Source organism: Deinococcus sedimenti (genome assembly GCF_014648135.1).
GTDB classification, from domain to species: Bacteria; Deinococcota; Deinococci; order Deinococcales; family Deinococcaceae; genus Deinococcus; species Deinococcus sedimenti.
Map to the genome: position 1 here is coordinate 406,418 of NZ_BMQN01000001.1, position 25,383 is coordinate 431,800.

General features: G+C 70.5%; 24 protein-coding genes. 10 read left to right on the top strand and 14 right to left on the bottom strand.

Going from position 1 to position 25,383, the window contains the following annotated elements; translation table 11 throughout:
- Window positions 1-10 precede the first annotated feature (10 nt).
- Complete coding sequence (locus IEY69_RS02040) at window positions 11-709, bottom strand: ABC transporter ATP-binding protein (protein WP_189071479.1); 699 nt, start codon at window positions 707-709, stop codon at window positions 11-13.
- A gap of 96 nt (window positions 710-805) precedes the next feature.
- Between IEY69_RS02040 and IEY69_RS02045 the strand changes: the two genes are divergently transcribed.
- Both IEY69_RS02045 and IEY69_RS02050 read left to right on the top strand, forming a co-directional pair.
- The gene (locus tag IEY69_RS02045) at window positions 806-1,501 is read left to right on the top strand and encodes a Crp/Fnr family transcriptional regulator (protein WP_189071480.1); all 696 of its coding nucleotides are present in this window, start codon (window positions 806-808) and stop codon (window positions 1,499-1,501) included.
- Between the two features lie 92 nt (window positions 1,502-1,593).
- On the top strand, window positions 1,594-1,860 hold the full coding sequence (locus IEY69_RS02050) for a hypothetical protein (RefSeq protein WP_189071481.1): 267 nt from the start codon (window positions 1,594-1,596) through the stop codon (window positions 1,858-1,860).
- 22 nt (window positions 1,861-1,882) lie between these two features.
- On the opposite strand, the gene IEY69_RS02055 is transcribed toward IEY69_RS02050, so the two are convergent.
- From IEY69_RS02055 to IEY69_RS02070, 4 genes are read right to left on the bottom strand one after another with little or no spacing between them, the layout of a single operon-like run.
- Window positions 1,883-2,356, bottom strand: a complete 474-nt coding sequence (locus IEY69_RS02055; RefSeq protein ID WP_189071482.1) for a MaoC family dehydratase — start codon at window positions 2,354-2,356, stop codon at window positions 1,883-1,885.
- Window positions 2,349-3,263, bottom strand: a complete 915-nt coding sequence (locus IEY69_RS02060) for an HpcH/HpaI aldolase/citrate lyase family protein (RefSeq protein ID WP_189071483.1) — start codon at window positions 3,261-3,263, stop codon at window positions 2,349-2,351. The genes IEY69_RS02055 and IEY69_RS02060 overlap by 8 nt, the downstream gene beginning before the upstream one ends.
- 34 nt (window positions 3,264-3,297) lie before the next feature.
- Entirely contained in the window at window positions 3,298-4,593 is a 1,296-nt protein-coding gene (locus IEY69_RS02065) for an MFS transporter (protein WP_189071484.1), read from the bottom strand.
- A complete protein-coding gene (locus tag IEY69_RS02070; RefSeq protein ID WP_189071485.1) occupies window positions 4,581-5,132 on the bottom strand; it encodes a TetR/AcrR family transcriptional regulator in 552 nt (183 codons plus the stop codon). Before IEY69_RS02070 ends, IEY69_RS02065 begins: the two co-directional genes overlap by 13 nt.
- A 227-nt stretch (window positions 5,133-5,359) precedes the next feature.
- Between IEY69_RS02070 and aspS the strand changes: the two genes are divergently transcribed.
- The 3 genes from aspS (at window position 5,360) to IEY69_RS02085 (ending at window position 8,281) form a co-directional block, all read left to right on the top strand.
- Entirely contained in the window at window positions 5,360-6,697 is a 1,338-nt protein-coding gene (gene aspS, locus IEY69_RS02075) for an aspartate--tRNA(Asn) ligase (protein WP_189071486.1), read from the top strand.
- A 163-nt stretch (window positions 6,698-6,860) separates the two neighbouring features.
- Entirely contained in the window at window positions 6,861-7,469 is a 609-nt protein-coding gene (locus tag IEY69_RS02080) for a TapB family protein (RefSeq protein WP_189071487.1), read from the top strand.
- A 32-nt stretch (window positions 7,470-7,501) separates the two neighbouring features.
- Complete coding sequence (locus IEY69_RS02085; protein ID WP_189071488.1) at window positions 7,502-8,281, top strand: alpha/beta hydrolase family protein; 780 nt, start codon at window positions 7,502-7,504, stop codon at window positions 8,279-8,281.
- A 118-nt stretch (window positions 8,282-8,399) separates the two neighbouring features.
- On the opposite strand, the gene IEY69_RS02090 is transcribed toward IEY69_RS02085, so the two are convergent.
- The 3 genes from IEY69_RS02090 to IEY69_RS02100 are packed head-to-tail and all read right to left on the bottom strand — an operon-like array spanning window position 8,400 to window position 10,242.
- Entirely contained in the window at window positions 8,400-9,077 is a 678-nt protein-coding gene (locus tag IEY69_RS02090; RefSeq protein WP_189071489.1) for a spermidine synthase, read from the bottom strand.
- Between the two features lie 56 nt (window positions 9,078-9,133).
- Window positions 9,134-9,652, bottom strand: coding sequence for a chromate transporter (locus IEY69_RS02095; protein WP_189071490.1), 519 nt, complete (start codon window positions 9,650-9,652; stop codon window positions 9,134-9,136).
- Window positions 9,649-10,242, bottom strand: coding sequence for a chromate transporter (locus IEY69_RS02100; RefSeq protein WP_189071491.1), 594 nt, complete (start codon window positions 10,240-10,242; stop codon window positions 9,649-9,651). The genes IEY69_RS02095 and IEY69_RS02100 overlap by 4 nt, the downstream gene beginning before the upstream one ends.
- A gap of 103 nt (window positions 10,243-10,345) precedes the next feature.
- Here IEY69_RS02100 and IEY69_RS02105 point away from each other — a divergent pair, with 103 nt between their 5' ends.
- Complete coding sequence (locus IEY69_RS02105; protein WP_189071492.1) at window positions 10,346-10,627, top strand: hypothetical protein; 282 nt, start codon at window positions 10,346-10,348, stop codon at window positions 10,625-10,627.
- Between the two features lie 2 nt (window positions 10,628-10,629).
- On the opposite strand, the gene IEY69_RS02110 is transcribed toward IEY69_RS02105, so the two are convergent.
- Window positions 10,630-12,672, bottom strand: a complete 2,043-nt coding sequence (locus IEY69_RS02110) for a thioredoxin domain-containing protein (protein WP_189071493.1) — start codon at window positions 12,670-12,672, stop codon at window positions 10,630-10,632.
- Window positions 12,673-12,774: 102 nt separating this feature from the next.
- Between IEY69_RS02110 and IEY69_RS02115 the strand changes: the two genes are divergently transcribed.
- Window positions 12,775-13,683, top strand: coding sequence for a transglutaminase-like domain-containing protein (locus IEY69_RS02115; RefSeq protein ID WP_189071494.1), 909 nt, complete (start codon window positions 12,775-12,777; stop codon window positions 13,681-13,683).
- A gap of 63 nt (window positions 13,684-13,746) precedes the next feature.
- Window positions 13,747-15,576: an arginine--tRNA ligase gene (locus IEY69_RS02120; protein WP_189071495.1), complete on the top strand. Its 1,830-nt coding sequence runs from the start codon at window positions 13,747-13,749 to the stop codon at window positions 15,574-15,576.
- A gap of 75 nt (window positions 15,577-15,651) precedes the next feature.
- On the opposite strand, the gene IEY69_RS02125 is transcribed toward IEY69_RS02120, so the two are convergent.
- Window positions 15,652-16,698, bottom strand: coding sequence for a DUF1963 domain-containing protein (locus tag IEY69_RS02125; protein ID WP_189071496.1), 1,047 nt, complete (start codon window positions 16,696-16,698; stop codon window positions 15,652-15,654).
- A 283-nt stretch (window positions 16,699-16,981) separates the two neighbouring features.
- On the opposite strand from IEY69_RS02125, the gene leuS reads away from it, so the two are divergent.
- Entirely contained in the window at window positions 16,982-19,450 is a 2,469-nt protein-coding gene (leuS, locus tag IEY69_RS02130) for a leucine--tRNA ligase (RefSeq protein ID WP_189071497.1), read from the top strand.
- 226 nt (window positions 19,451-19,676) lie between these two features.
- Here the strand turns inward: leuS and IEY69_RS02135 are convergent, their stop codons facing one another.
- Both IEY69_RS02135 and IEY69_RS02140 read right to left on the bottom strand, forming a co-directional pair.
- The gene (locus IEY69_RS02135; RefSeq protein WP_189071498.1) at window positions 19,677-21,236 is read right to left on the bottom strand and encodes a GGDEF domain-containing protein; all 1,560 of its coding nucleotides are present in this window, start codon (window positions 21,234-21,236) and stop codon (window positions 19,677-19,679) included.
- A gap of 58 nt (window positions 21,237-21,294) precedes the next feature.
- The gene (locus IEY69_RS02140) at window positions 21,295-22,281 is read right to left on the bottom strand and encodes an alpha/beta fold hydrolase (protein WP_189071499.1); all 987 of its coding nucleotides are present in this window, start codon (window positions 22,279-22,281) and stop codon (window positions 21,295-21,297) included.
- A 100-nt stretch (window positions 22,282-22,381) separates the two neighbouring features.
- Here IEY69_RS02140 and IEY69_RS02145 point away from each other — a divergent pair, with 100 nt between their 5' ends.
- Window positions 22,382-23,377 carry a polyprenyl synthetase family protein gene (locus tag IEY69_RS02145; RefSeq protein ID WP_189071500.1) on the top strand — a complete coding sequence of 332 codons (996 nt, stop codon included), beginning with the start codon at window positions 22,382-22,384 and terminating at the stop codon, window positions 23,375-23,377.
- 49 nt (window positions 23,378-23,426) lie between these two features.
- Here IEY69_RS02145 and IEY69_RS02150 read toward each other — a convergent pair whose 3' ends face one another.
- Entirely contained in the window at window positions 23,427-24,218 is a 792-nt protein-coding gene (locus IEY69_RS02150) for an N-formylglutamate amidohydrolase (RefSeq protein WP_189071501.1), read from the bottom strand.
- A 38-nt stretch (window positions 24,219-24,256) separates the two neighbouring features.
- Window positions 24,257-25,354: a LysM peptidoglycan-binding domain-containing M23 family metallopeptidase gene (locus tag IEY69_RS02155; protein WP_189071502.1), complete on the bottom strand. Its 1,098-nt coding sequence runs from the start codon at window positions 25,352-25,354 to the stop codon at window positions 24,257-24,259.
- Window positions 25,355-25,383 lie beyond the last annotated feature (29 nt).

The window sequence follows — 25,383 nt, forward strand, 5'->3', positions numbered from 1 at the left end:
CTGCATGCCGTCACGCGAAATCCGGCGCCTCGTCCGTGAACTGCCCGTCCAGCAGATGCAGCGTCCGGTCCGCGTACCGGGTCAGGCGGTCGTCGTGCGTGACCAGCAGCACCCCCGCCCCTTCCTCCCGCGCGAGGTTCACGAGCAGCTGCGCGACCGCCTGCGCATTCGCCCGGTCCAGACTCCCGGTCGGTTCATCCGCCAGCACCGCCGCCGGGTGCGCCGCCAGGGCCCGCGCCACCGCCACCCGCTGCCGCTCCCCGCCACTCAGGACCGCCGGGTACGCCGACTCACGGCCCGTCAGGCCCACCCGGCCCAGCAGCGCGCGCGCCCGGCTCTCGTCTCCCCGGCCCGACAGACGCGTGGGAATCAGCACGTTCTCCAGCACCGTCAGGTCCTCCAGCAGGTAATGATGCTGGAACACCAGCCCCAGCTGCGCCGCGCGCCGCTGCGCGCGCACCTGCGTCCCCAGGACGTCCACGCGCTCGCCCGCCCAGTGCACCTCACCGCTCTGCGGAGCGTCCAGTCCCCCCAGCAGGTGCAGCAGCGTACTCTTCCCGCTGCCCGACGGCCCCGTCACGGCCACCACCTCGCCCGGCTGGACGGCCACGGACACGCCGCGCAGCACGACCTGCGGCCCGAACGCCTGCATCAGGTCTCGGCCCTCCAGGGCAGCGGGGCGGGCAGGCAGGCTCGTCACGCGGGGCATGCTACAGCGGAACGCCCCCCCTGTCGCGCGCCGCCGCCCGCCTGGTCAGGTCGGTGACTGTTCAGGCGTGCCAGGACAGGCTAGGATGGGCAGGCGATGGCCCGGCTGGACGACCTCAAACTCTCCCCACTCTTTCAGAACGTGCCCCAGGAGGCGCTGCTGGAAGCGTCCCAGGTCACCACGGAACGCCACTTCCGGGCCGGGCAGGTCATCCTGGAACAGGACGCCGAAGGGGAAGCCCTTCACCTGCTCACCCGCGGCGTGGTGCGCGTCTCCCGCGTCAGCCTGGGCAGCCGCGAACGCGTCATGGGTGACGTGTACGCCCCCGCCGTCGTCGGCGAGACCGCCGTGCTCGGCGGCGGCGAACGCAGCGCCACCGTCCGCGCCCTGAGCGACGTGACCACCCTGATGCTGTACCGCACGCACTTCCAGCAGATCCTGCGCCGCTACCCCGACGTCCTGTGGAACCTCAGCGCCATGCTCGTCCGGCGCGTCACATTCCTGAACGACGAACTCATCGCCTTCGGCCTGAACACCGAAGCGGCCCTGAGCCACGTCTTCACGAACCTCTACCAGCAGCGCGTCCGCGCCGGCGTGCCCGACCCCGAAGTGCTGCCCCTGACCACCCAGGACATCATGGCCCGCATCTCCTCCAGTCGCGAAACCGTCTCACGCGTCATGCGGCGCCTGCAGCAGGCGAACCTCGTGAAGAGCAACGGCCAGCAGGTCATGCTGCTCGACGTCGACGGCCTGCTGGGCATCACGCTCGAAGAAGCCGAGCAGTTCGAATAACACCGCCCCCACCCACAGGGTACGCTGCGGCATGCAACGGCGGTCGGTCGGAACGAGACCTGATCGCCGGCGACCACGTCCTGCACCTGACCATGATCAGCCGGGACTGGCGCAGCAACGTCGGCCCGACCGACGCGACCTGGACCGACCTCACCGGACGCCCCACCACCGGCCCCTACGGCCAGGCCACTGACCTGTTGCTGGGGCCGCTGTATGCCATCGACTTCGTGATCAGCGGCGGCGTGCGCTGGGCGGTGGACTTCAACACCAGCCCTGGCGCCACCGACGCGCCCGTTTACCAGTTGCCCGGCGGAAGCATCATGGGAGCCGTGCAGAACTGGCGCGGCTGGACCGCCTGACGGACGCGCAGTCCCGCCGGGGTCAGGCGGGCCGCCGCTGCATCAGCGCGGTCCGTTTGCACTTCGCGACGACCTCGCCCCGCTGGTTCAGCGCGCGGTGCTCCACGATGACGATCCCCGCGTCGGGGCGGCTGCGGCTCTCGCGGACCTCCAGCACCTCCGACTCCGCGCGGATGGTATCCCCGTGGAACACCGGTTTCGGGAACACCACGTCCGTCAGTCCCAGGTTCGCGACCAGCGTGCCCAGCGTCAGCTCATGCACGCTCAGGCCCACCAGCAGACTCAGGGTCAGCAGGCTGTTCACCAGCGGCCGCCCGAACTCGGACGCGGCCGCGTACTCGTGATCCAGGTGCAGCGGCTGCGGATTCATCGTCATGGTCGTGAAGAACACGTTGTCCGCCTCCGTGACCGTGCGCGTCACGCGGTGCCGGATCACGGTGCCGGGCGTCAGTTCCTCCAGGTAACGCCCCTGCGGGCGGTTCAGATCCTCATTCATGCGTGCCTCCAGTGTGCGGGAGTCCGGCGTGATCCTGCGCCAGGATGGCGCGCGCGGCGGCGAGCATGGGTTCGTCCACCATCTGGCCCTCGAAGCTGAACGCGCCGTGGCCCTGCGTGGCGGCGTCGTGCGCGGCGGCGAGCAGGGCGCGGGCGCGGGCGGTCTCGGCGGGCGTCGCGCCGAACAGCTCGTGCGCCAGTTCGACCTGCGCAGGGTGGATGCACAGCTTTCCGGCGTAGCCCAGCGCGCGGCCCAGTCGGGCGTCCTCGCGGAAGCGTTCCGGGTCGTTCAGGGCGGTCACGACGATGTCCAGCGCGGGCACGCCGGTCAGGCGCGCGGCGAGCGCCACCTGAGAGCGGGCGTACAGGACCTCCAGACCCCCGGGCGTGCGGCGCCCGCCCAGGTCGGTGGTGTAGTCCTCCGCGCCGAAGTACGCCCACTTCACGGCGTCCTCGCGCAGGATCTCGTGCGCGTGCCATACCCCGGCGCCGGTCTCCAGGCCCGCCAGGATCGGCAGGGTCAGGCCGAAGGTCGCCAGGGCGTTCACGACCTGCCGCACGTCATCCGCACGCTCCAGTTTCGGGACGACCACCCCCGCCAGTTCGGGCGTCAGGACATGCAGGTCATCCGCGAAGTACGGCGAGTGCACGGCGTTCACGCGCAGGAACACCGGCAGGTGCGGCGCGGCGGCGATCAGGTCCCGCGCGGCGTCCCGCGCGACCGGGCGGGCCGCGGCCTTCGCCTCGGGCGTGCCGGGAATGGCGTCCTCCAGGTCGATCACGACCGCGTCGGGCGCACTGCGGGGCAGTTTGGCGATCAGGTCGGCGCGGTTCCCCGGCGCGAACAGCAGGCTGCGGGGCCGCGCCAGCCCAGCGGGACGCCCGGCCAAACGAACGTTCGTTGACATGAGCAGCAGGATAGCGGCTGAGCGTCCCGCGTACCTACCCGGCCTGGGACGCCTCGCCGGATGGGGGACCGACCGGCGCGTCCAGGCGGCGCAGGGCCGGGGACAGGAAACCCGCCAGAGCCGCCGCGCCGCTCAGGACGCCGCCCACCACGAACACGCCCCGCACGCCGATCCACTCGCCCAGCGGGGCTGCCAGCGCCAGCCCCACCGGCCCGGCCAGCCCCATGACCATGTTCAGCAGGGACAGCGCGCGGCCCTGCAACTCGTTCGGGATGACCCGCTGAAGCAGCGCCGTCATGGGTGCGTTCCCGAACGAGAACGTCACGCCACTCACGACCCACCACACGACCGCCAGCCAGAACGCATCCCCGGGCGCCAGGGCCGTCAGGGCCACCGTCAGGCACGACGCGGCGAACGACAGGAGGATCGTCACCACCGGACGGCGCGGATTCAGGGCCGCGACGAGCACGCCACCCGCGATCATGCCCACCCCCGACAGGCCCTCCATGAGGGCCACCTGCCCCGCCCCTCCGGCGAAGTGGGTCTTGACCAGCAGCGGCGTGAGCGTGAAGGTCGGCATGACGGCCAGCACCACCGCGCCCAGCAGCAGGTACAGGCGGCGCAGGCCCGCGTCGCGCCACACCACGTTCACGCCCGCCCGGAAGTCCGAGAGGACACCCGCCCCGGCCAGCCGGGTCACGCGGGGTTGCGGCACCGCGTAGCGCAGCAGCGGCGCGACTCCCAGCAGCGCGGTGGCCACATCGATCCCCAGGGCCGCGCCCAGCGGCAGCACACTGATCGCCAGGGCGCCCAGCGGCGCGGCGGCCACCGTCATGATGCCCTGGAGGGTCTGGTTCAGGCCCGCCGCGCGCGGCAGGAAACTGGCAGGCACCAGCATGGCGGTACTCGCCCCCGCTGCCGGAGTCTGGAAGGCCTGCATGGCGCTGCGCACCGCCATCATGGTGTAGACGTGCCACAGCTGCACGCCGCCGCTGGCGAACAGGCTGATCAGCACGAGCATGCACGCGGCGCTGATCACGTCGGCCGTGATCATGATCGCGCGTCGGCTGTAGCGGTCGGCGAGAATCCCGCCCAGCGGGGACAGCAGCGCCTGCGGCAGCAGCGCCGCCACGCCCGCCACGCCCAGCGCGGCGGCGCTGCCGGTCGTATCGGTGATCCACCACAGCAGTACGAACTGCGTCATGGCCGACCCGATCAGCGACAGCGCCTGCCCGCCGAAGATGCTCCAGAAGCGCCGCTGCCAGCCGGCGCCCGGATCGTCCCCGTGGGCCGGGGGGCTGAGCTGGTCCCCTGAGTTCAGCGGGTCCATGCGCTGAGCGTCTCCCGCAGGGACTGCGCCTGCGTGTCGTTCAGGCGCGGCAGGCCGGTCAGGTCACCCATCCAGTAGCCGTCGCAGGCGAGCCGGATGGCGTGCGCGGTGCCGGGCGGCACGCCGTCCGCCTCGGCGTCGGTCAGCAGGAACGCCTGTGCCTCGCTCAGTCCGGCCAGCAGCGCCGGGTGCCCGGCCAGTGGCACTAGGGCCGCGTGCAGCGCCTCGCCGTCCTGGTCGGGGGTGAAGGTCAGGCTGATGTACGCGCGCAGCCACGCGCCGCGCGCCGGACCGTGCGCGGCCAGTTCGGCGGCGTGTGCTGCGTCCAGCTTGTGGCGGAAATCGTCGATCAGCGCGAATCCCAGGGCCCGCAACAGCGCGTCGCGGGTGGGGTAGTGATGCAGCAGGCCGCCCTTGCTGACCCCGGCGGCGCGGGCGACGGCATCCAGTGAGAGGGCGGCGCCGTGGTCACGCAGGACGGCCAGGGCCGCGTCGAGCAGGGCGGCGCGTGTGAGTTCGGGCTGACGGGTACGGGCCATACTCAGAGCATACCGTCTGGTCGGTCGGTAAATGTGGGTCGCTGTGTCACGCGCGCCTGCCTAGCCGCCCGCGTTGACCACCCCCGCCGGGCGCGCGTACACTGCCCCGCATGATCGCGGCGAACAACAACGTGAATGATGATCCCTGCTAGGGGACGTCACGCCGCATACCGCGCCCCCGACCCCACACACGGAGTCGGGGGCTTTTCAATGAACAAGGAGCCCGCATGACCACCCCAGCCACCCCCGAACAGCCCGCCCAGCAACGCCTGCCCCGCACCCTCACCCGCGACCTCAGCAACCACGACGGTCAGACCGTGCGCCTCCAGGGCTTCGTGCACGCCCGGCGCGACCTGGGCGGCGTGCAGTTCCTGGTGCTGCGCGACGTGAGCGGCGTCACCCAGTGCGTCGGCAGCGGCCTGACCCTGCCCCTGGCCGAGAGCAGCGTCGAGGTCACCGGGAAGGTCAAGGCGCACCCCAAAGCCCCCGGCGGGTTCGAGGTGCAGGTCGAGGACTTCCGCGTCATCAGCGCCGCCGTGGAACCCGCCCCGGTCGAGATTCCCAAGATGGAATGGAACGTCAACCCGGAAACCATGCTCGACTACCGCGTCGTCACCGTCCGCGGCCTGAAGGAACGCGCCGCGCTGAAAGTCCAGGCGGAACTCGTCGCCGCGTTCCGCGACCACCTGATGACCGAGGGCTTCACCGAGATCAGCACCCCCAAGATCGTCTCGGCAGGCGCTGAGGGCGGCGCGAACCTGTTCCCCATCGACTACTTCGGGCACCCCGCGTACCTCGCGCAGAGCCCGCAGCTGTACAAGCAGATCATGGTCGGCGTCTTCGAGCGGGTCTTCGAGGTCGCGCCCGTCTACCGCGCCGAGGAACACGCCACCAGCCGCCACCTCAACGAGTACCTGAGCCTGGACGTCGAGATGGGCTTCATCGAGGACGAGGAAGACGTCATGAGCCTGGAAAACCGCCTCCTGGCCGCCATCATGACCCGCCTGAAGACCACCGCGCAGGCCGAGTTCGACCTGCTCGGCGCCCACATCCCCGACGTGCCCGCCCACATCCCCCGCATCACCCTGATGGACGCCCGCGCGCTGGTCACCGAGAAGTACGGGCACGCGGTGGGCGGCAAGGACCTCGACCCGGAAGCGGAACGCCTGCTGTGCCAGCACTACGCGGAAACCGAGGGCAGCGACTTTGTGTTCGTCACCAAGTACCCCCGCGCCGCCCGCCCCTTCTACGCCCACCCCGACAGCAACGCCGACGGCACCCCCAGCAGCGAGATCACGCGCGGCTTCGACCTGCTGTTCCGCGGCATCGAGATCACGAGCGGCGGCCAGCGCATCCACGACCACGCCATGCTCATGGACTCCATCGCCACGTACAAACTCAAGCCCGAGACCCTGGAAGGCTATACCGAGGTCTTCAAGTACGGCATGCCCCCCCACGGCGGCTTCGCCATCGGCGCCGAACGCCTGACCGCCAAACTGCTGGGCATCAGCAACGTCCGCTACGCCCGCGCGTTCCCCCGCGACCGCCACCGCCTGACGCCCTGAGAGGCGTGGCTGATGCCTCATGAACTGTCGGCCGAGCTGATCCAGGCTTAAGGCACCATGAACCGAAGCACAGGCTCACCCCCAGGGGCGGGCCTGTCTTCACATCTTCCGGCGGCTACCCTGACGGCACGACCCATCACCGCAACTCACAGGAGGACACCCCATGCGTCCACTCACCCGTTTCATCCTGACCGCCACCCTCGCCGCCGTTGCCAGCCCCGCCGCTCAGGCCGCCTGCACCCTGAAAGACATGTTCCCCAGCGGAACCTACACCTACCAGATGACCGGAGCCGCCAAGGGCACCGTCACCACCACCAACGCCGTCAAGGGCGACAGCGTGACATCCACGAGTACCGTAGCCGGAACCACCACCACCACCACTTGGACGTGCACTGCAAAAGGCATCACCAGCACGCTGTCCAGCGGCGGCGCCAGCAGCGTCACCACCAGCACCGCCGCCATGCCCCCCCTGAACACCTGGCGGCCCGGCTACACCTGGAAGAGCGCCCAGGATCTCAAGATGGACGGCGGCATCACCGCCAAGAGCACCAGCGTCAGCAAGATCGTGAACCGCGAGTCCGTCAAGGTGCCCGCCGGGACGTTCAACGCCTGGCGCCTGGACACCACGACGACCGTGACCATGAAACTCCCCAGCAGCAGCACACCGAAAACCACCACCGTCAAGACCAGCGTCTGGTACGCGCCCGGCACCGGCATGATCCGCACCAGCCTGAGCGGCGTGACCATGGAACTGCTCAAGGTCAAACGCTGACCCCCCGCCCGGCGCGCCTGTAGCATCGGCGCATGACCGACCGCGCCCGAGGCAGCAACGAACAGGCCCTGAACGAGGAATTCGCGCAGTTCAGCGTCGGCGGGCAGCGCGTGTACGGCATGCTGCACCGCCCCGCAGGCGACGCGCCCACGCACGGCTGGACCAGCGTGATCCTCTTGCACGGCTTCACCGGCAGCCGTACCAGCGACCATCGCCTCTTCCCGCTGTTCTCCCGGCACCTCGCCGCGCGGGGCGTCGCCAGCCTGCGCTTCGACTTCCGCGGCAGCGGCGAGAGTCAGGGGGACTTCAGCGAGATGACCGTCACCCGCGAGGTCGAGGACACCCTCGCCGCTTTCGAGTACGTGCGCCGCCAGCCGGGCCTTGACCCGCAGCGCGTCATGCTCCTCGGCTTCAGCATGGGCGGCCTCGTCGCTGCCATGAGCGCCGCTCAGGCCCGCCCCCACCGCCTCGCCCTGTGGGCGCCCGCCCTGCCGGAGCTGTGGCTGCCCTTCCTGCGCGGCGGCTTCCTCCCGGCCACGATTACGGATTACAACGGCTGGCCGCTGGGCCGCGACTTCCTCCAGGAAGTCACCCGCCTGCGCCCCCTCGACGCAGCCGCCACGTGGGGCGGCGAGGCCCGCGTCTTCCACGGCGACCAGGACAGAACATGCCCCCCCGAGTACGGCGTCCGCTACGCCCAGGCCCTGCGCTGCGACGCCGTCGCCATCCCCGGCGCAGGCCACACCTTCGACAACCTGGAGCAGGTGGACCTGCTCTTCCGCGAGACGACGCGGTTCCTCACCGGGGGGTGAGGAGGGGAGTGGGAAGTAGGCAGTGGGTTGGGCGGAGGTGGGCGGGCAAGTCCGTTCGCTGCCTTCAGTTCGATTGAACTGGATCACCGGCAATCCACTCCCCACTTCCCACGAACCGCTACCCGCCTTTCCGCCCCGTCCAGACGGTGTGTTTGCCGCCTTTGCCGTGGCGGGCGCGGGGGTGGTGCACGTGGGTGGTGAATCCGGCGCGGGTCAGGGCGTCGGTGAAGCGGGGGACGTGTTCGACGCTCCACACGGCCAGCACCCCGCCGGGGCGCAGGGCGGCGCGGGCGGTGGCGAGGCCGCGCGGGCCGTACAGGGCGTCGTTCGCGGCGCGGGTCATGCCCTCGGGGCCGTTGTCCACGTCCAGCAGGATCGCGTCGAATCCGGCGGGGTGGGCGCGCATGACCTCGCCCACGTCGGCCACCGCGACGGTCACGCGCGGGTCGTTCAGGGGGTGCCCGGCCACCTCGCCGAGGGGGCCGTGATTCCAGGTGACGACCTCCGGCACGAGTTCCGCCACCGTCACCTGCGCCGCGCCGGGCAGGGTGCGCAGCGCGGCGGCGAGGGTGAAGCCCATGCCCAGCCCGCCGATCAGCACGCGCGGCGCGGCGGCCGTGAGTCCAGTCAGGGCGAGGTCGGCCAGGGCCTCCTCGCTGCCGTGCTGGCGGGAGTTCATCAGGTCGTACGGGGTGCCGCGCACGCGGATGCTGAACTCGGTGTCCCGCTGCCACAGTTGCAGTTCGTCGCGGCTGCCGGGCACGGGCGCGGAGCCCAGGTGGACCCAGGGTTTCAAGGGTGGCTCCGGGGGGCGTGGGGGAGGAGCGGCATCCGGTCAGTGTAGCCGAGTGGTTACAGTCTGAGGACGGCGCCCAGCACGGCGGCCCCGACGACGATCACGGCGGCGTTGAGGCGGGTGCGCCACAGCAGCGCGAACGAGGCGGCGGCGATCAGCGCCCCGGTCCAGCTGTGGATGCTGCCGCGGGCGAGGACCAGCACGCCCGCCAGCAGCACGCCCGCGCCGAAGGGGAGCAGCGCGCTCCGGAGTGCGGGCAGCCAGCGCCAGCGGCTGAGGCGTTGCCACGCGGTCATCGCGGCGGCGCTGAGCAGCGCGGTGGGGCCGTAGAAGCCCAGCGTGGCGGCGAAGGCGCCCAGCCAGCCCCCAGCAGCGAAGCCGTAGTGGGTCATGGCGAGCATGTTCGGCCCCGGCATGACCTGTCCCAGCGCGAAGCCGTTCGCGAGGAGCTGCGGCGTGATCCAGCCCTTCTGTTCGACCAGCACGCGTTCGATCTCGGGGAGGTTCGCGCCGCCGAAACTCACGAGGCCCAGCCGCGCGAACGTGAGCAGGATGTCGAGCGGTTCGGCCGTCATTCGCCGCTCCGGGGGCGGTGGATGATCAGGCCGACGATGACGGTGCCTGCCAGCACGAGGAGCAGGTCAGCGCGCAGCGCGGCCAGCAGCAGGAAGGTGATGATCGCCAGCGTGGGGCCGAAGCGGATGCCGGCCGTGACCTTAAGGACGGGCAGCGCGGCGGTCAGCATGACGCCCAGCGCTGCGCAGGCTGCGCCCCGCAGGCCACTCTGCACGCCACTGGGCAGGCCGCCGGGGAGGCCGAGGGTGACGGCGGTGACGGTCAGCATGGCGATCAGGCCAGGCGTGAGGATGCCCACGACCGAGAGCGCCGCGCCCATACCGCCGAGGAGTCTGGCGCCGATCATCGCGGCGAGGTTCACGGCGTTCGGGCCGGGGGTCAGCTGCGCCAGGGTGTAGGCTTCCGCGAATTCCGCGTCGGTCATCCAGCCGCGTGCGTTCAGGGCGCGGCGGGTGTGGGCGGGCAGGCCCCCGCCGATCCCGACCAGCGCGACCCCCACGAACAGGCGCAGCAGGCCCGCCGGGGTGGGTGGGGCCGGGTGGGTTGTGGGGGTCGCGGCGCTGGCGGCCGGTGTGGTGGGCGCGCTCATGCCCTGAGCGTAGCGCTCACACAGTCGAAATTATGCAACTACTCCAGGGACAACACTGAACGGAATGCACAGAATGGACGGGTCGAGGAATGACGATGCCTGAGTGAGTCGGGCGATGTTCCTGCTGATTCCTGCCCTGACGGCGTGTGGACCAGCTGATCTCAGCAGCAGCGCCGTGACGCCCTGCCAGGAGGTCGCGTCGCTGAATCTGGCTCGGACGGTGCCCTACGACACGGAACGCTTCAAGTCGCTGCCTGGTGGGGGAGAGTCCGAGCGGTTCCGCGGCACGCTGCGGGAGCAGGGGGCGGTCGTGAGCCGCTTCGAGTTCACCTGCCGGGAGTCGGCAACGGGGTCGGTGGAGCTGACCTGGACCCCGCTCCCCTGACGCTACTGGCCGCCTGCGGCCACGCGTTCCAGTTGCGCACGGAACACGCCGGGGTCGCTGGTGGGCAGGTCGCAGGTGTGGTGCAGGCACACGTACCCGCGCCCGTCACCGGGGCGGTCCTGAAGGACGGGCAGGTCGCCGCCCGCTTCCGTGAAGGCCAGCGCGGCGAAGGGGAGGAACACGCCCGCCGCGACTGCCTCCAGCGGGGCGCGTTCATCGGGCGTGCCGATGACGGCGACCTCGGTGTGTGGAGCGTGGAGGAACGCGGCGGCCAGCCACAGCCCGCCGAAGCCGCCCGCGGCGGCCAGCATGTCGCTCCGGAAGGCGTTCACGGTGCGGCGTGCCATCGCCTCGGCCTCGGTGTCGGCGTAATAACGGTGCATCCACAGGGCCAAGAGCGCGCCCGCCGCGTTCTCGGACAGGACGGCACTGTCGAAACCCGGAGCCTGCCGCGCCAGCAGGGGCTCGGCGCGGCCTCCGGAGGCCATGAACACGCCCGCCTCCTCGTTCCAGAAGTCGCGGCGCACGACCTCCCACAGTGCCCGCGCGCGGTGCAGGTGCGTCAGGTCGCCGCCCGCCTGGAACAGCGCCACGAGCCCCAGCGCGTACAGCGCGTGGTCCTCCATCAGGCCCTCCACGCGCGCCTGCCCGCCGCCCCAGGTGTGCCGCAGCGTGCCGTCCGGCAGGGCGAGGTGCTCCTCGATGAACGCCGCGTTCCGGCGCGCGACCTCCAGGTACTCGGGTTCGCGCAGGATGCGGGCGGCGTCCGCGAAGGCCGCCAGTGCCAGCCCGTTCCACGACGTGAGCACCTTGTCGTCCGTGCCCGGCTGGGGCCTCTGCGCGCGGGCGGCGAGGAGGCGGGCCTTCAGGGTGTCCAGGCGCGCCGCGACCTCGACTTCCGTCTGCCGGAGGTCCAGCGCCAGGTCCGGGACGGGCAGGGCCACGAACGGCACGCTGCGGCGGCCCACCTCGGGCCGGTGCGGGTCGAGGAAGTTGCCGGGGTCCGCGATGCCCAGGTGACGGCACAGCAGGTCGCCGTCCGCGTCGCCCAGCACGTCCCGGACCTCGGCGGGCGTCCAGGTGAAGGTCAGGCCCTCCACGCCCCCCGTGTCCGCGTCCTGCGCGGAGTAGAACCCGCCGTCCGGGGCGAGCATCTCGCGCCGCAGGTACGCCAGCGTCCCGCGCGCCGCCTGCGCGAACGCCGTGTCCCCGCTGAGCTGGTAGGCGCGCAGCAGCGTGCGGGTCAGCTGGGCGTTGTCGTACAGCATCTTCTCGAAGTGCGGCACCCGCCACGCCTCGTCCACGCTGTAGCGGTGGAACCCGCCGCCCAGCTGATCGTGAAGGCCGCCCGCCAGCATGCGCCGCAGCGTGTACAGCGCCATCAGGCGGCCCGTGGGCTGCGTCAACAGAAAATCCAGGGTGGTCGGGGCGGGGAACTTCGGTGCGCCGCCAAACCCGCCCAGCGCCTCGTCGAACACCCGCCGCAGGTTCCCCACCGCGCGCTCCAGCAGCCCGGCGTCCACCTCACCCTCCGCCGCGCGCGGGCGGCTGGCCTCGCGGACATGCTCGGTCAGCGCCTCGGCGTTCCCCAGCAGCTTGGGCCGCTCCTCGCGCCACGCTCGCTCCACGCTCGCCATCACCCGCGTGAAACTCGGCATCCCGTGCCCGTCGCGCGGCGGGAAGTACGTCCCGGCGTAGAAGGGCGCGCCGTCCGGCGTCAGGAACACCGTCATGGGCCAGCCGCCCTGCCCGGTCAGGGCCTGCGTGGCCGCCATGTACACCGCGTCCACGTCCGGGCGTTCCTCGCGGTCCACCTTCACGTTCACGAAGTGCGCGTTCATGTACCCGGCGGTCGCCTCGTCCTCGAAACTCTCGTGCGCCATCACGTGACACCAGTGGCACGTCGAGTACCCCACCGACAGCAGCACCGGCACGTCCCGCTCGCGCGCCTCCCGGAACGCGCCTTCGCCCCACGGCCACCACGCCACCGGGTTGTCCGCGTGCTGACGGAGGTACGGGCTGCTCTCCTGACCCAGACGGTTCATGCCCAGAGGGTACCGCCGCGCCCACCGGCGAGCGGGGAACATGAACGCAGAGCGGGACGCACCTCACACCGCCCCGGGCCGCCGCGCCTCACACTGAGGCACATGGCCCAGCCCGACGCTCCCGCCGCCGACCCGCAGAGTTCCTTCGACCGTCCCGTCCGCGTGCGCGCCGGCTTCCAGCTGACCTTCGACGTGCCCTACCCCACGCCCATGCTGTTCGTCGTGCAGCCCCGCGACCGCCTGGAACCCACCGGCACCCGCCAGCGCATCATCGACCAGCGGCCCATCGGCGCCGCGCAGGGCATCCATACGTACACCGACACGCACGGGAACGTCGTGTGGCGCACCGTCGCGCAGCCCGGCACGTTCACCATCGGGCACGACCTGATCGCCGAGATCACCCGCAACGCCGACCCCGCCCACCCCGACCTGCCCAAGACTCCCGTCGAGGCCCTGCCGGACGACACCATCACGTACCTGCTGCCCAGCCGTTACGTGGACAGCGACCTGGTCAGCGCGGACGCCTGGGAACGGTTCGGGCACATCCAGGGCGGCTGGGCGCAGGTGCAGGCCATCAGCGACTACCTGAACGACACCTGCACGTACGGGTACGGGTCCACCAGCGCCACCACCGCCTTCCAGGCGCTCGGCAGCGGCCGCGCCGTGTGCCGCGACTTCGCGCACATGGGCGTCGCGTTCTGCCGCGCGCTGAACATCCCCGCCCGGTACGTGTGCGGGTACCTGCCGGACATCGACATCACGCCCGACCCGGTCCCCATGGACTTCCACGCGTGGTTCGAGGCGTTCATCGACGGGCAGTGGCGCACCTTCGACGCGCGGCACAACCGCCCCCGCGCGGGCCGCATCCTGATCGCGCAGGGCCGCGACGCGTCCGACGTGGCGTTCACGACCTCGTTCGGCAGCGCCCGCCTGATGCACATGAAAGTCTGGGCGGACGAGGCCGCGCCCGACATGACGCTGGACACCCCACCCAACCCGCGCATCTTCTGACCGTCCCTGAAGGCCGCCCGGGCGGGTCGTTCCGCCGGGCGGTTTCCCGTACACTTTTCAGTTATGGACTTGAAGGCTCGACTCAAGACGGCAGTGGAGGCCGCCGCCGCGCAGATGGGCGCCCCGCTGGACGTCGCCATCCAGGAAACACCCGCGAACAAACCCGGCGATTACGGCACGCCCGCCGCGTTCCAGATCGCCAAGGCGCTGGGGCAGAACCCCGTGCAGGTCGCGCAGACGCTCGCGCAGACCGTGCAGCTGCCCGACGGCATCGAGCGCGTGGAGGCCGCCGGGCCGTTCCTGAACTTCTTCGTGGACGTCGGCGGTTTCGTGCGCGGCGTCGTGCAGACGCCCCTGAGCCTCCCCGCGCAGGAGGGCAAGGTCGTCATCGAGCACACCAGCGTGAACCCCAACAAGGAACTCCACGTGGGGCACCTGCGCAACGTCGTGCTGGGCGACAGCATGGCCCGCATCTTCCGCGCCGCCGGGTACCAGGTCGAGGTGCAGAACTACATCGACGACACCGGCCGTCAGGCCGCCGAGAGCCTGTTCGCCATGGACCACTACGGCCGCGAGTGGAACGGCGAGCAGAAGTACGACCACTGGCTGGGCGAGGGTTATGTGCAGCTGAACGCCGACCCCGCCAAGGCCGACATGGAAGCGGGCATCCGCGAGGTCATGCACAAGCTCGAAGAGGGCCTGCTGCGCCCCCTGGTCGAGCAGACCGTGAAGGCCCAGCTGGAGACCTGCTTCCGCATCGGCGCGACGTACGACCTGCTCGTGTGGGAGTCCGACGTGGTCGGCAGCGGCTTCCTGAACCGCGCCATGGACATCCTCGAGGGCAGCCGGTACACCTCGCACCCCACGGAAGGGAAGTTCGCGGGCGCGTTCATCATGGACGTCAGCGAATTCATGCCCGGCCTGGAGGAATCCAACGTGGTGCTGCGCCGCAGTGACGGCACCGCCATGTACGTGGCGAAGGACATCGGCTTCCAGTTCTGGAAGTTCGGTCTGTTCGAGGGCATGACCTTCAAGCCCTTCATGACCGACCCCGCCGGGAACACCATCTGGACCAGCGACCCGACCGGCGACAGCGCCCAGGCGGCCCGCTTCGGGCACGCGCACGAGGTCATCAACGTCATCGACTCCCGCCAGAAGCACCCCCAGATGCTCGTGCGCAGCAGCCTGGGCGTCGCCGGGGAGACCGAGAAGGAAGCGCGCAGCATCCACCTCAGCTACGAGTTCGTGAACCTGAACGGGCAGACCATCAGCGGCCGCAAGGGCATCACCCTGGCCGTGGACAGCGCGCTGGAACAGGCCGCCGCGCGGGGCTTCGCGGAACTCAGCGCGAAGAACCCCGACCTCGCCACGCGTGACGACGCGCAGGAAATCGCCCGCCGCATCGGCGTGGGCGCGCTGCGCTTCGCCATGCTGCGCAACGAACCCAACCGCGCCTTCGACTTCGACCTGGAAAAAGCCAGCAGCCTGCAGGGCGACACCGCCCCGTACATCCAGTACGCCGCCGTGCGCGCCGCGAACATCCTGCGCAAGGCCCAGGACGCCGGGCACGCCACGGACGGTACCGGCGCCGCCTGGGACGCCCTGCCGGACGTGGACCTGATCCTCGCCAAGCAGGTCGCCAAACTCCCCGAGGTCGTCGAACAGGCCGTCCGCGCGCACTCCCCGCACGGCGTCGCGCAGTACGCGCTGGACCTCGCCACGTCCTTCAACGCCTGGTACAACGCCAAGGACAAGCAGGGCAAACCCGCCACGAACGTCCTCGCCAGCCCCGAAGGCCTGCGCGAGGCTCGCCTAGCCCTGGTCGCCCGTGTCCGCACCGCGTTCGAGGACACCCTCGACCTGATCGGCATCGAGATCCCCCCCGCGATGTAATCCGGGGCGGCTTCAGTGCCGCTGCCCTGACTGGAGGCTGCCCGGATTCGTCGGGGCAGCCTCCAGACGTTGTGCTCAGCAGCAGTCCCAGTTGTACGCCACGCGGCTGAAGTCCCTCCGGGCCAGGTCGTCCGGGTGAATGAAGAAGTTGCCGATCCCCGAATCCCCCCACATCACACCACGCGGCCAGTCCGAATCCAGCTGGAACAGGAGGACGCGCGGATCGTCCGGCAGGCGTGGATCCTCCTGCGTGAACGTCGGATGCCCGCCCACCTGATGCCCGAACAGCGTGGCCTCGTCGTACCGTTCCTCCAGCCACTCGCCCTTCGAGAGATCCTCATCGGGAGAAGACCCCTCGTCGAGAAAATCAATTCCGATCGCCTGCGCGAACAGCCGGTCTCTGTCCGACATCGGGTGCTCGGCCAGCTCACCCGTGATGCCCATCCCGCGCCCGGCAGGCAGCGGTGAAAAGTCTCCGGCGTGGTCTGGGACCGTGTCGTCCAGAAGGGCCGGATCCGTGATGGGCTGCGCCGTCCAGCGCACCTCGTATACAGCAGGGTTCGCCCGACTGGGCCGCATGAAATCACAGCCGTACAGGTCGTCCTTGCCGATAAAGAATTGCAGGAGGCCCGACGTGGGAAACCCCGGTAATTCCGGTAATTCCGCGAAATTCAGTTGCGCGAGAAACGTCATGGGCGTCCCGTCCGGCGCGGCGGGCCAGGATTCCCCCTGTCGCCGGTAGGGTATGCCCCCGACCATGCTGCCCATCGGCCCCGGTGCCGATTCGGTGAGCGTCAGGAACATCACGGGTTTCAGCGTGGCCTCAATCTGCGCCCGGTAGGGTTCCAGGGTCCGGTGGAGTCTGACCCGGGGTTTCTCGACGGCTTTCCTGGCCGTCTGGCCCGGCACGGCGTCCGAGTAGCCCTTGCGGCGCTTCTCGGTCAGTTTCTTCACGGCCTCTCGCTCTGCCTCGACTGGCGAAGCGGTGGTGATGGTCTTCGACTGCCCTTCGGTCCCGATGCGGCCATAGCGGATCGTGAGGGCAGCACCGGTCAAGGTCACCTCGTAGAACTTGTGCTCACGCCCCTCACTGAGTTCCAGATACGTCACCTGCGAATCCATCCACCCAGGCTAGCAACGCCCCTGTCCCCTTGCTGCTCAGATGGCGGATGGCGGGCCGCGCAGGTTCTGCGCTACACTTCCCCCATGATCCGCTCTGCGCTTACCACCCGGGGACGCCTCGACTGACTTACGGTCCGTTCGAGCGTCCCCGGCTGGCTGCCGGGGCGATTTTTTTTGTTGATGGTGGATGGTCAATGGTTGATAGGCCAGCCTCAGCACTGGCAGACGCAACGGCTTCCGTCAACCATCAACTTTCACCCATCACCCTTCCGAAGGAGTCCAGATGAACAACGAGCACCCCATCAATATTCCCGAGCCGCGCATGGAGCGGTACAACCCGCACGCCATCGAGAAGAAATGGCAGACCGCCTGGGAGCAGAGCGGCCTGTACAGGTTCAACGAGGACGCGCCGGGTGAGAAGTTCTACGCCCTGACGATGTTCCCGTACCCCAGCGGGAACCTGCATATCGGGCACTGGTACGCGAACGTCGCGCCGGACGCCCGGGCGCGCTGGCTGCGGATGCGCGGGTACAACGTGCTGTTCCCGATGGGGTTCGATGCGTTCGGCCTGCCCGCCGAGAACGCCGCCATCAAGAACAGGACGAATCCGGCGACGTGGACGTACGCGAACATCGAGCGGATGACCGGGCAGTTCCAGGCGATGGGCACCATGATCGACTGGAGCCGACAGTTCGCCACGTGCGACCCGGAGTACTACCGCTGGAACCAGTGGTTCTTCATCGAGTTCTACAAGCGCGGCCTGGCGTACAAGAAGGGCGGGCTGGTGAACTGGTGCCCGAAGGACCAGACGGTGCTGGCGAACGAGCAGGTCGTGAACGGCCACTGCGAACGCTGCGGCACGGCCGTCGAGAAACGCAACCTGAGCCAGTGGTACATGAAGATCACGGACTACGCCGACGAGCTGCTGGACTTCAGTGACACGGACATGCCCGAGAAGGTCCGCCTGATGCAGACGAACTGGATCGGGAAGTCCGTGGGGGCCGAGGTGACCTTCGACACGCCCGCCGGGCCGGAGACGGTGTTCACGACCCGTCCGGACACCCTGATGGGCGCGACGTTCATGGTGCTGGCCCCCGAGCACGCCAAGGTGGCCCAGCTGACCACCGACGAGCAGCGCGCGGAGGTCGAGGCGTACGTGGCGGCAGCGGGCCGCAAGACGGACGTGGAACGCCAGCAGGAGGGCGAGAAGACCGGCGTGTTCACCGGCAGTTACGCCACGCACCCCATCACCGGTCATCAGCTGCCGATCTGGGTGGCGGACTACGTGCTGGTCACGTACGGCACCGGGTCGATCATGGCCGTGCCCGCGCACGACGACCGTGACTTCGCGTTCGCGCGCAAGTTCGGCCTGGACGTCGTGGAGGTCATCCGCGCCGAGGGCGCCGAGCCGATGGCCGAGGACGCGACGGAACCCTACACCGGCGAGGGCGTCATCGTGAACAGCGGCGAGTTCGACGGATTGAGCGGCGGGAAGGCCAGCATCGCCGGGATCGTCGAGCAGCTGGAGGCGCGCGGGATCGCGAAGGCGAAGACCACGTACCGCCTGCGCGACTGGCTGTTCGCCCGCCAGCGCTACTGGGGCACCCCGATCCCGTTCGTGCACTGCCCCGAGCACGGCGCGCAGCCCGTCCCCGAGGACCAGCTGCCCGTGCGCCTGCCGGAGAACGTGGAGTTCACCCCGACCGGCCAGAGCCCCCTGAAACTGGACACCGAGTGGCTGAAGACCACCTGCCCCGTCTGCGGGGGGGAAGCCGAGCGTGACACGGACACCATGGACACCTTCGTGGATTCGTCATGGTACATGTACCGCTACCTGAGCCCCGACTACCACGAGGGCCCCTTCGATCCCGCCAAGGACCCCATGATGCCCGTGGACCTGTACACGGGCGGCATCGAGCACGCGATCCTGCACCTGCTGTACTCGCGCTTCTGGATCAAGGTCATGCGCGACATGGGACTGACGAAGCACAGCGAACCCTTCGCGCACCTGCGCAACCAGGGCATGATTCTGGGCGAGGACGGCGAGAAGATGAGCAAGTCGCGCGGCAACGTCGTCGATCCGGACGACCTGGTGCGCGAGTACGGCGCGGACACCGTGCGCACGTACCTGATGTTCATCGCCCCGTGGGAACTGGGCGGCCCGTGGGACCCGCAGGGCATCAACGGCCCGGCCAAGTGGCTGAGCCGCGTGTGGACCCTGTTCACCGACGACAAGGTCACCGGCCCCGCCGAGACCGTCAGTGAAGCGGACCTGCGCTTCGCGGTGCACAGCACCCTGAAGAAGGTCACCGGGGACTTCGAACGCCTGAGCTTCAACACCATCGTCGCGTCGCTGATGGAACTGACGAACACCCTGGTCAAGGCCAAGCGCGCCCCGGTGTTCGGCACGCCCGCCTGGGACGAGGCGCTGGACATCTTCAACCGCCTGCTGGCCCCCGTGGTGCCGCACATCGCTGAGGAGATCTGGGCCGCGCGCGGTCAGGAGGGCAGCGTGCACACCGCCGCGTGGCCCGCCGTGGACGAGCAGGCCGCGACCCGCGACACCGTCACCATGGGCGTGCAGGTCAGTGGCAAGGTGCGCGGGCAGGTCACGATCAGCAAGAGCGCCACGCAGGACGAGGCGATGGCCGCCGCGAAGGAGAACGCCGACGTGGCCCGCTTCATCGAGGGCAAGCAGATCGTCAAGGAGATCTACGTGCCCGGCCGCATCATCAACATCGTCGTGAAGTGAAGCCGACGCGCCGGATCCGACTGTCCTGACGGCAGTCAGGTCCGGCGCGGACGGGGAGCCGGGGCCGGATGGGGAGACGATCAACTCCTATCCAGCTCCGGCTCCCTGTTGGTGAAGCAAATCAGTGTTCAGGCTGCCGGGCGGCCTGCGTGCCCCCCCCACTCCACGCTCGTTCGCAAAGCTGCTCGGCGTGCTGCGGTGGCGTAGGAGCCTGGGAATGCTGTGGTCAGTCGTGGTCGCTGACGTTGTTGCGGCCCTCTCGTTTCACCTGGTACAGGCGGCGGTCCGCGTCGCCGACCAGTTGCGTGAAATCTGGGCGGGTCACCTGCGCCACGCCGATGCTCAGCGTCACGCGCAGGCCGGCCGCCACCTCGTGCCAGGGGTGCAGGCGGATCAGCTGCTGCAGGTCGTGGCAGCTGTCGCGCAGGTCCTCGACCGGCGCGGCGCGCAGCAGCACGAATTCCTCACCGCCGTACCGGGCGGCGATGTCGCCGGGGCGGGCCACATCGAGAATCATGCGTGCCACGCGCTGCAGGACCAGGTCGCCCGTCTGGTGGCCCCAGGTGTCGTTCACGACCTTGAAGTGATCCACGTCGATCAGCGCGGCGCTGACCGGCGTGTCCTCGGTGGCCGTCTGGGCGAGGTGCTCGCCTTCCGTGAACAGGTGCTCGCGGTTGGACAGCCGCGTCAGGTGATCGGTGCGGCCCAGTTCGCGGATGCGGGCGTTCAGGGCACGGAGTTCCTGCAGGTGAGCCTGGAGTTCCTGGTTGCGCTGGCGTTCCTCACGTGCCTGGTCCTGCAGCGCGTGAATGCGGGACAGGACTTCGAACGTCTGGATGTTCTGGCGGCGTTCGGCGGCGTGGGTGCGGCGGGTGTAGGCCAGGGTCTCCCGCAGGTGCGTCAGGGCCTGCGGCAGGTCGCCCAGCTGCTCGAACGCGCTGCTCAGCTGCTCGTGCAGGTCGGGCAACAGGACGTGGTCGCCCAGGACGCGCAGGTCGTTCAGCGCGGTGCTCAGCAGCCCGACCCGGCGGTCCGGTTCGGTGCGGGCGGCCAGGGTCAGCGCGACCGAGGCCCGCAGCTCCGGGTTGCGGCTGGCTGCCTGCAGGTCCCACAGGCGCTGTTCTGTCCGGGCGGCCTCAGGGTCCGCGAGGGGCAGCTGGAGTTCCAGTTGCGTGCAGCGCAGGCTGGCTTCCAGATGCGGGTGCTGGTCGAGGTGCGGGTACCGCAGCGCCTCCGTGAGGTGCTGGCTGGCCCCGGTCAGGTCGCCCTGATCGCGGGCGAACTCCGCGAGGTTCGCGTGCGCGATGGCCACGCCGAACGGGTAGTCCAGCTGCCGGAAGGTGCTCAGCGCCTCGGTGATGTGCGCGTGGGCGCGGTGGGGGTCACTGTGGCGCAGCTCGACGGCCAGGTCGTGCAGGGCCGTGGCAGTCAGCTCGGCGTCCTCAATGTGGCGGGCCAGGGCCACCTGCTCCTCGTACAGTTCCACGGCGCGGTCGGCGCGGTTCAGGGTGCTCTGCAGCGCCGCGAGGATGTTCAGGCCGCGCCCCAGCCAGACACTTGGCGCGCCGAGGCGCAGCGTGCTGATGGCGGCGGTCACCTCCTCGGTCGCCTGGGGCAGCTGACCGTCCCGCCAGTCGAGGTAGGCCCGCAGGACGCTGGCCTGCGCGTGCGCGGGCGTATGAAGGTGCGCCACGGCGCTGGTCCGTGCCCGGGCGGGCTCGCTGTCGCGGTAATCCCAGGCGTCTCCCAGGGACAGAGGTGGGGGGGGTGGCTCGTCGGGCGTCACGGTGCCCTCACGATACGTGCTCGTGGGACGTTCGCGGTCCCGTGTGCCGTCGCCCCCGTCAGGGGGTCGCCCAGAACGACCGCAGGGCGGTGACCACCTCGGCCGTCTTCTCGAAGTGGGGCAGGCCGTCGGTGCCCTCGATCCGTACGGCGCGCACGCCGGGCTGCGCCGTGAACTGGGGCAGTCGGTCGAAGGACACGAACGCGTCCTGGTCGTACAGGACCAGCGTGGGCACCGTCAGGCGGCTGTAGAGGTCCGCGTAGGCGTCGGCAGTGAACAGCTGCCCGCTGATGAAGTACAGCGGGGCGTACTTCGCGCCGGGCTGCCGGGTGGTGTCCAGCGAGTAGTTCACGAGGCCCTGATCGACCGGGCCGCGGAAGGAGCGGCTCAGGAAGTACTCGATGCTGATGCGGGTGCGCAGCAGCGCGTACAGCGGCGTGCTGAATGTGTTCAGGCGGCTATACAGCGTCTGCCCGCCGTCCTCGTTGGTGGCCCGCTGCGTGCCGCCGCGCGGCTGGCCCAGCCCGCTGGGGCTGATGAGGGCGAGGCTGCGGATGCGCGGCTCCTGCAGCGCGGCCCGCGCGGCGAATTCACTACCGAGGCTCAGGGCGACGACGTCCACGTCGCGGCCCAGTTCGGCGACCAGGGCGGTGAGCGCGGCCGTCATCAGGGCGGGCGTGTACTTCACGTCCGGGCGGTCACTGCTGCCGAACCCCGGCCATTCCAGCGCGTACACCGGGCGCGTCCCTGCGAAGGCGTCCCAGAGCGGTTTCATCTCGTAGGCACTCGCGGCGGCGTTCACGCTGACCGTCAGGACCAGCGGGCGGCCCTCGCCGCGCGTGTCGGCGGAGTACGCGACCCGCCCGAAGCCCGGCAGGGTCAGGAACCGCCGCTCGCCGCTCAGGGCGGGCCGCAGCGCCGGGGCGGTCGCGGCCGTCTGGGCGGGCGGCGTCTGGGTGGCCTGGGCGGCCGCCACCGCGCCCACCGTCAATCCGGCGAGCAGCAGGGTGAGGGTCGCGGCGCGGCGCAGTCGGGAGGACGTCATGCCCTCATCCTCCCGGCCTCACCGGCCCGGAACTGTCCGGAGGCACCCACTGTGCCTTCATGGGGCCTTCGGCGACGCCGCTGCACTATGCTGCCCGGCGATGCGTGCCGAACTGCTGTCCCGCGTGCTGTCCCTGCTGCCCGACCCCGCCAGCGCCCCCCGCGCGGAACTCGCCGCGTACCACGCCATGCTGCGCGACTACCCCCAGCGGGGCGGCAAGGGCATCCGCAGCGACCTGCTCCTCGCCAGCGCCCGCGCGCACGGCGTGCAGCCCGGCACGCCCGCCTGGGACGGCGCGCTGTGGCTCGCGGCGGCCCTGGAACTGTTCCAGAACTGGGTGCTGATCCACGACGACATCGAGGACGACAGCGAGGAACGCCGCGGCCGCCCGGCCCTGCACCGCCTGCACGGCGTGCCCCTGGCGATCAACGTCGGGGACGGCCTGCACGCGTACATGTGGGCCGCCGTGCACCGCGCGGGCGTCCCGGGCGCCATGCAGGCGTTCCTGGACATGATCCACCGCACCGCCGAGGGTCAGCACCTCGACCTGGGCTGGGTGGAGGCCCGCGAGTGGACCCTCACGGAGGGCGATTACTTGGACATGGTGCGCCTGAAGACCGCGTACTACACGGTCGTCGTGCCGTTGCAACTGGGCGCGCTGGCCGCGGGGGCCGCGCCGCACCCGGACTTCCTGCCCGCCGGGCTGGCGCTGGGCGCGGCCTTCCAGATCCGCGACGACGTGCTGAACCTGAACGGCGACCCCGCCAAATACGGGAAGGAGATCGGCGGGGACCTGCTGGAAGGCAAACGCACCCTCATCGTCCTGCACTGGCTGGCGCACGCCCCGGCCGACCAGCGCGACGCGTTCCTGGCTCAGATGCACCGCGCTCGCCCTGACAAGGACCTGGAGGTGATCGCGGACATCCACCGCTGGCTGCTGGACAGCGGGAGCGTCGCCTACGCGCAGGCCTACGCGGACCGCGAGGCCGTCACCGGGCTGAATGCGCTGGAAGGCGCACTGGCTGGCGTGGCCGACCCGCAGGCGGCGCAGGACCTGCTGGGCGCCATGCGGACCCTCGCCACCCGCGACCACTGAACCCGAATCCCGATAGGAGGGGGCCGCGCCGCCCCTCCTGTCTGTCCGCTCAGCCCTGCGCGAGACTCAGCGCCTGCGGCGCGAAGCGGGCAAAGGCCTCGTTCAGCGCCCGGATCACTTCGTGTCGCGGGGTGCCGTCCGCGTGCAGGTACAGCCCGGAATTCATCTCGATGCCGAACGCCGCGCGGCCCGGTGCGCCGTACGTGGCGCTGATGGTGTCGGTCTCCCACGGCACGCCCACCTGCACGTCCGGGTACGGGGTGCCCGCCAAGACCGGCGCGAACGCCGCGGCGCAGGCGTCCCGCAGCGCCGCCCACCGCGCCTGTGGGTAGGTCGGCGCGTCCGGCGTGCCAGTCATCAGGCACACGCCGGGCCGGGGCGTGCCGGTGTCGTGACTCAGGGCCGGGCCACTGGGCGCCATGCAGTGGCCCACGATCACCAGTGTCGCCTCCCTGGCCTCCTGCGCCACCAGCGCGTGGAAGGGATCCCAGTAGCGGCGCAGCCGGGCCTCCCGCGCGGCCGCCGACAGCGTGAACCCCGCCGGGTACAGCGGCTCGCGGTCGAAGGTGCTCAGCTTGATCACACCGTTCTCGTCCCGGTCACCGCGCTCGCGGTTCAGGTCCACCGCGAACCGGCTCCAGGAGGCCTGCACGGTCCGCGCGCCCGGCAGGTGAAAGATCAGGTCCGTGAAGGGGTCGCCGTCGAGAAAGACGCGGCTCAGGAGCGACTCGCGCGCCCCGGCGTTCAGGAGGTCCGGGCCGAGCATGTCACCCAGCACCTCGGCGGGCAGCGCGCCGGACGGGTGCGGCGTCACGACCAGCAGTCGGTCAAGTTCAGGCACGTCCGGAGCATAGCCCGCCCGGTCGGCGGTGCGTGAGGTCAGCGGGGCCACAGGCGGCCGGTCCACCCGGCCGGGTTGGTGCCCTCGCCCCGCACGCGGATCTCGAGGTGCAGGTGCGCCCCGGCGCTCAGGCCGGTGTTGCCCACCTCGCCCACCCTGTCGCCCCGCTTCACCTTCTGCCCCACTTTGGCCGTCACGCGGCTCTGGTGGAAGTACAGGCTCACGACCCCCGCTCCGTGGTCGATGACGACCAGCCCGCCGCGCACCGGGTACTGCCCGGCGATCACGACCGTGCCGTCGTTCACGGCCAGCACGGGCGTCCCGGCCCTCGCGGAGTAGTCGGTGCCGAAGTGGTACGCGACCGGGCCGCCCGCCACGTACGTGCGCGGCTGCCCGAACGACGAACTGCTCGGCGTGACGCCCCTGAGCGCGGGTGCGAACGGTTTCGTCCAGGCCTGCGGGGTGCGGCGCGCGTATGCCTTCTCCACCAGCGCGTCCTCCGCTGCGCGGGCGGGGTCCACCAGCACCCGGCTCACGCTGGGCGGCAGGTTCAGGTGCTGGATGGGGTCCTCCAGGCCCAGCACCGGAATGCGCCCCCGGACCAGCTGCCCGTCCAGGCTCACCTCGTACACGACGGGGGTGGTCTTGCCCAGCACCACGCGTCCCACCACCACGAACTGCTCCGCGCCGCCCACAGGCCGCAGGACCTCGTTCGGCATCCGGACGTCCTCACCGACCTCGCTGGGGAACCGCACGGTCGCGAGTGCGGCGCGCGGGCCACTCAGGCTGATCAGGAACGCGTCGCCCATCCGCAGGCTGGTCGGCACCGTGATGTTCACGCCCGCGATCCGCGCCGTGGCGGGCGTGGGCGTCAACTGCCCCGCCGGGAGCGGCGCGGGCAGCCCCGGCTTCTCGGTCGCGGTGGGCGGCACCGCACCCTTTACGGGGAGTTGAATGGTCTGCCCGACCTCCAGCGTGGTGCCGGGCAACTGGTTCAGCCGTAGCAGGGCGTCCACGGTCGTCCCGTTCGCCCGCGCGATCGAGTACAGCGTGTCCCCGGCCCGCACCACGTACGGGGCCGCCAGGGCAGGCAGCGCGGTCAGGAGCAGCAGGGCGGCCAGCGTTCGGCGCGTCATGAGCCCCAGACTACGCGTAGGACGTGAGA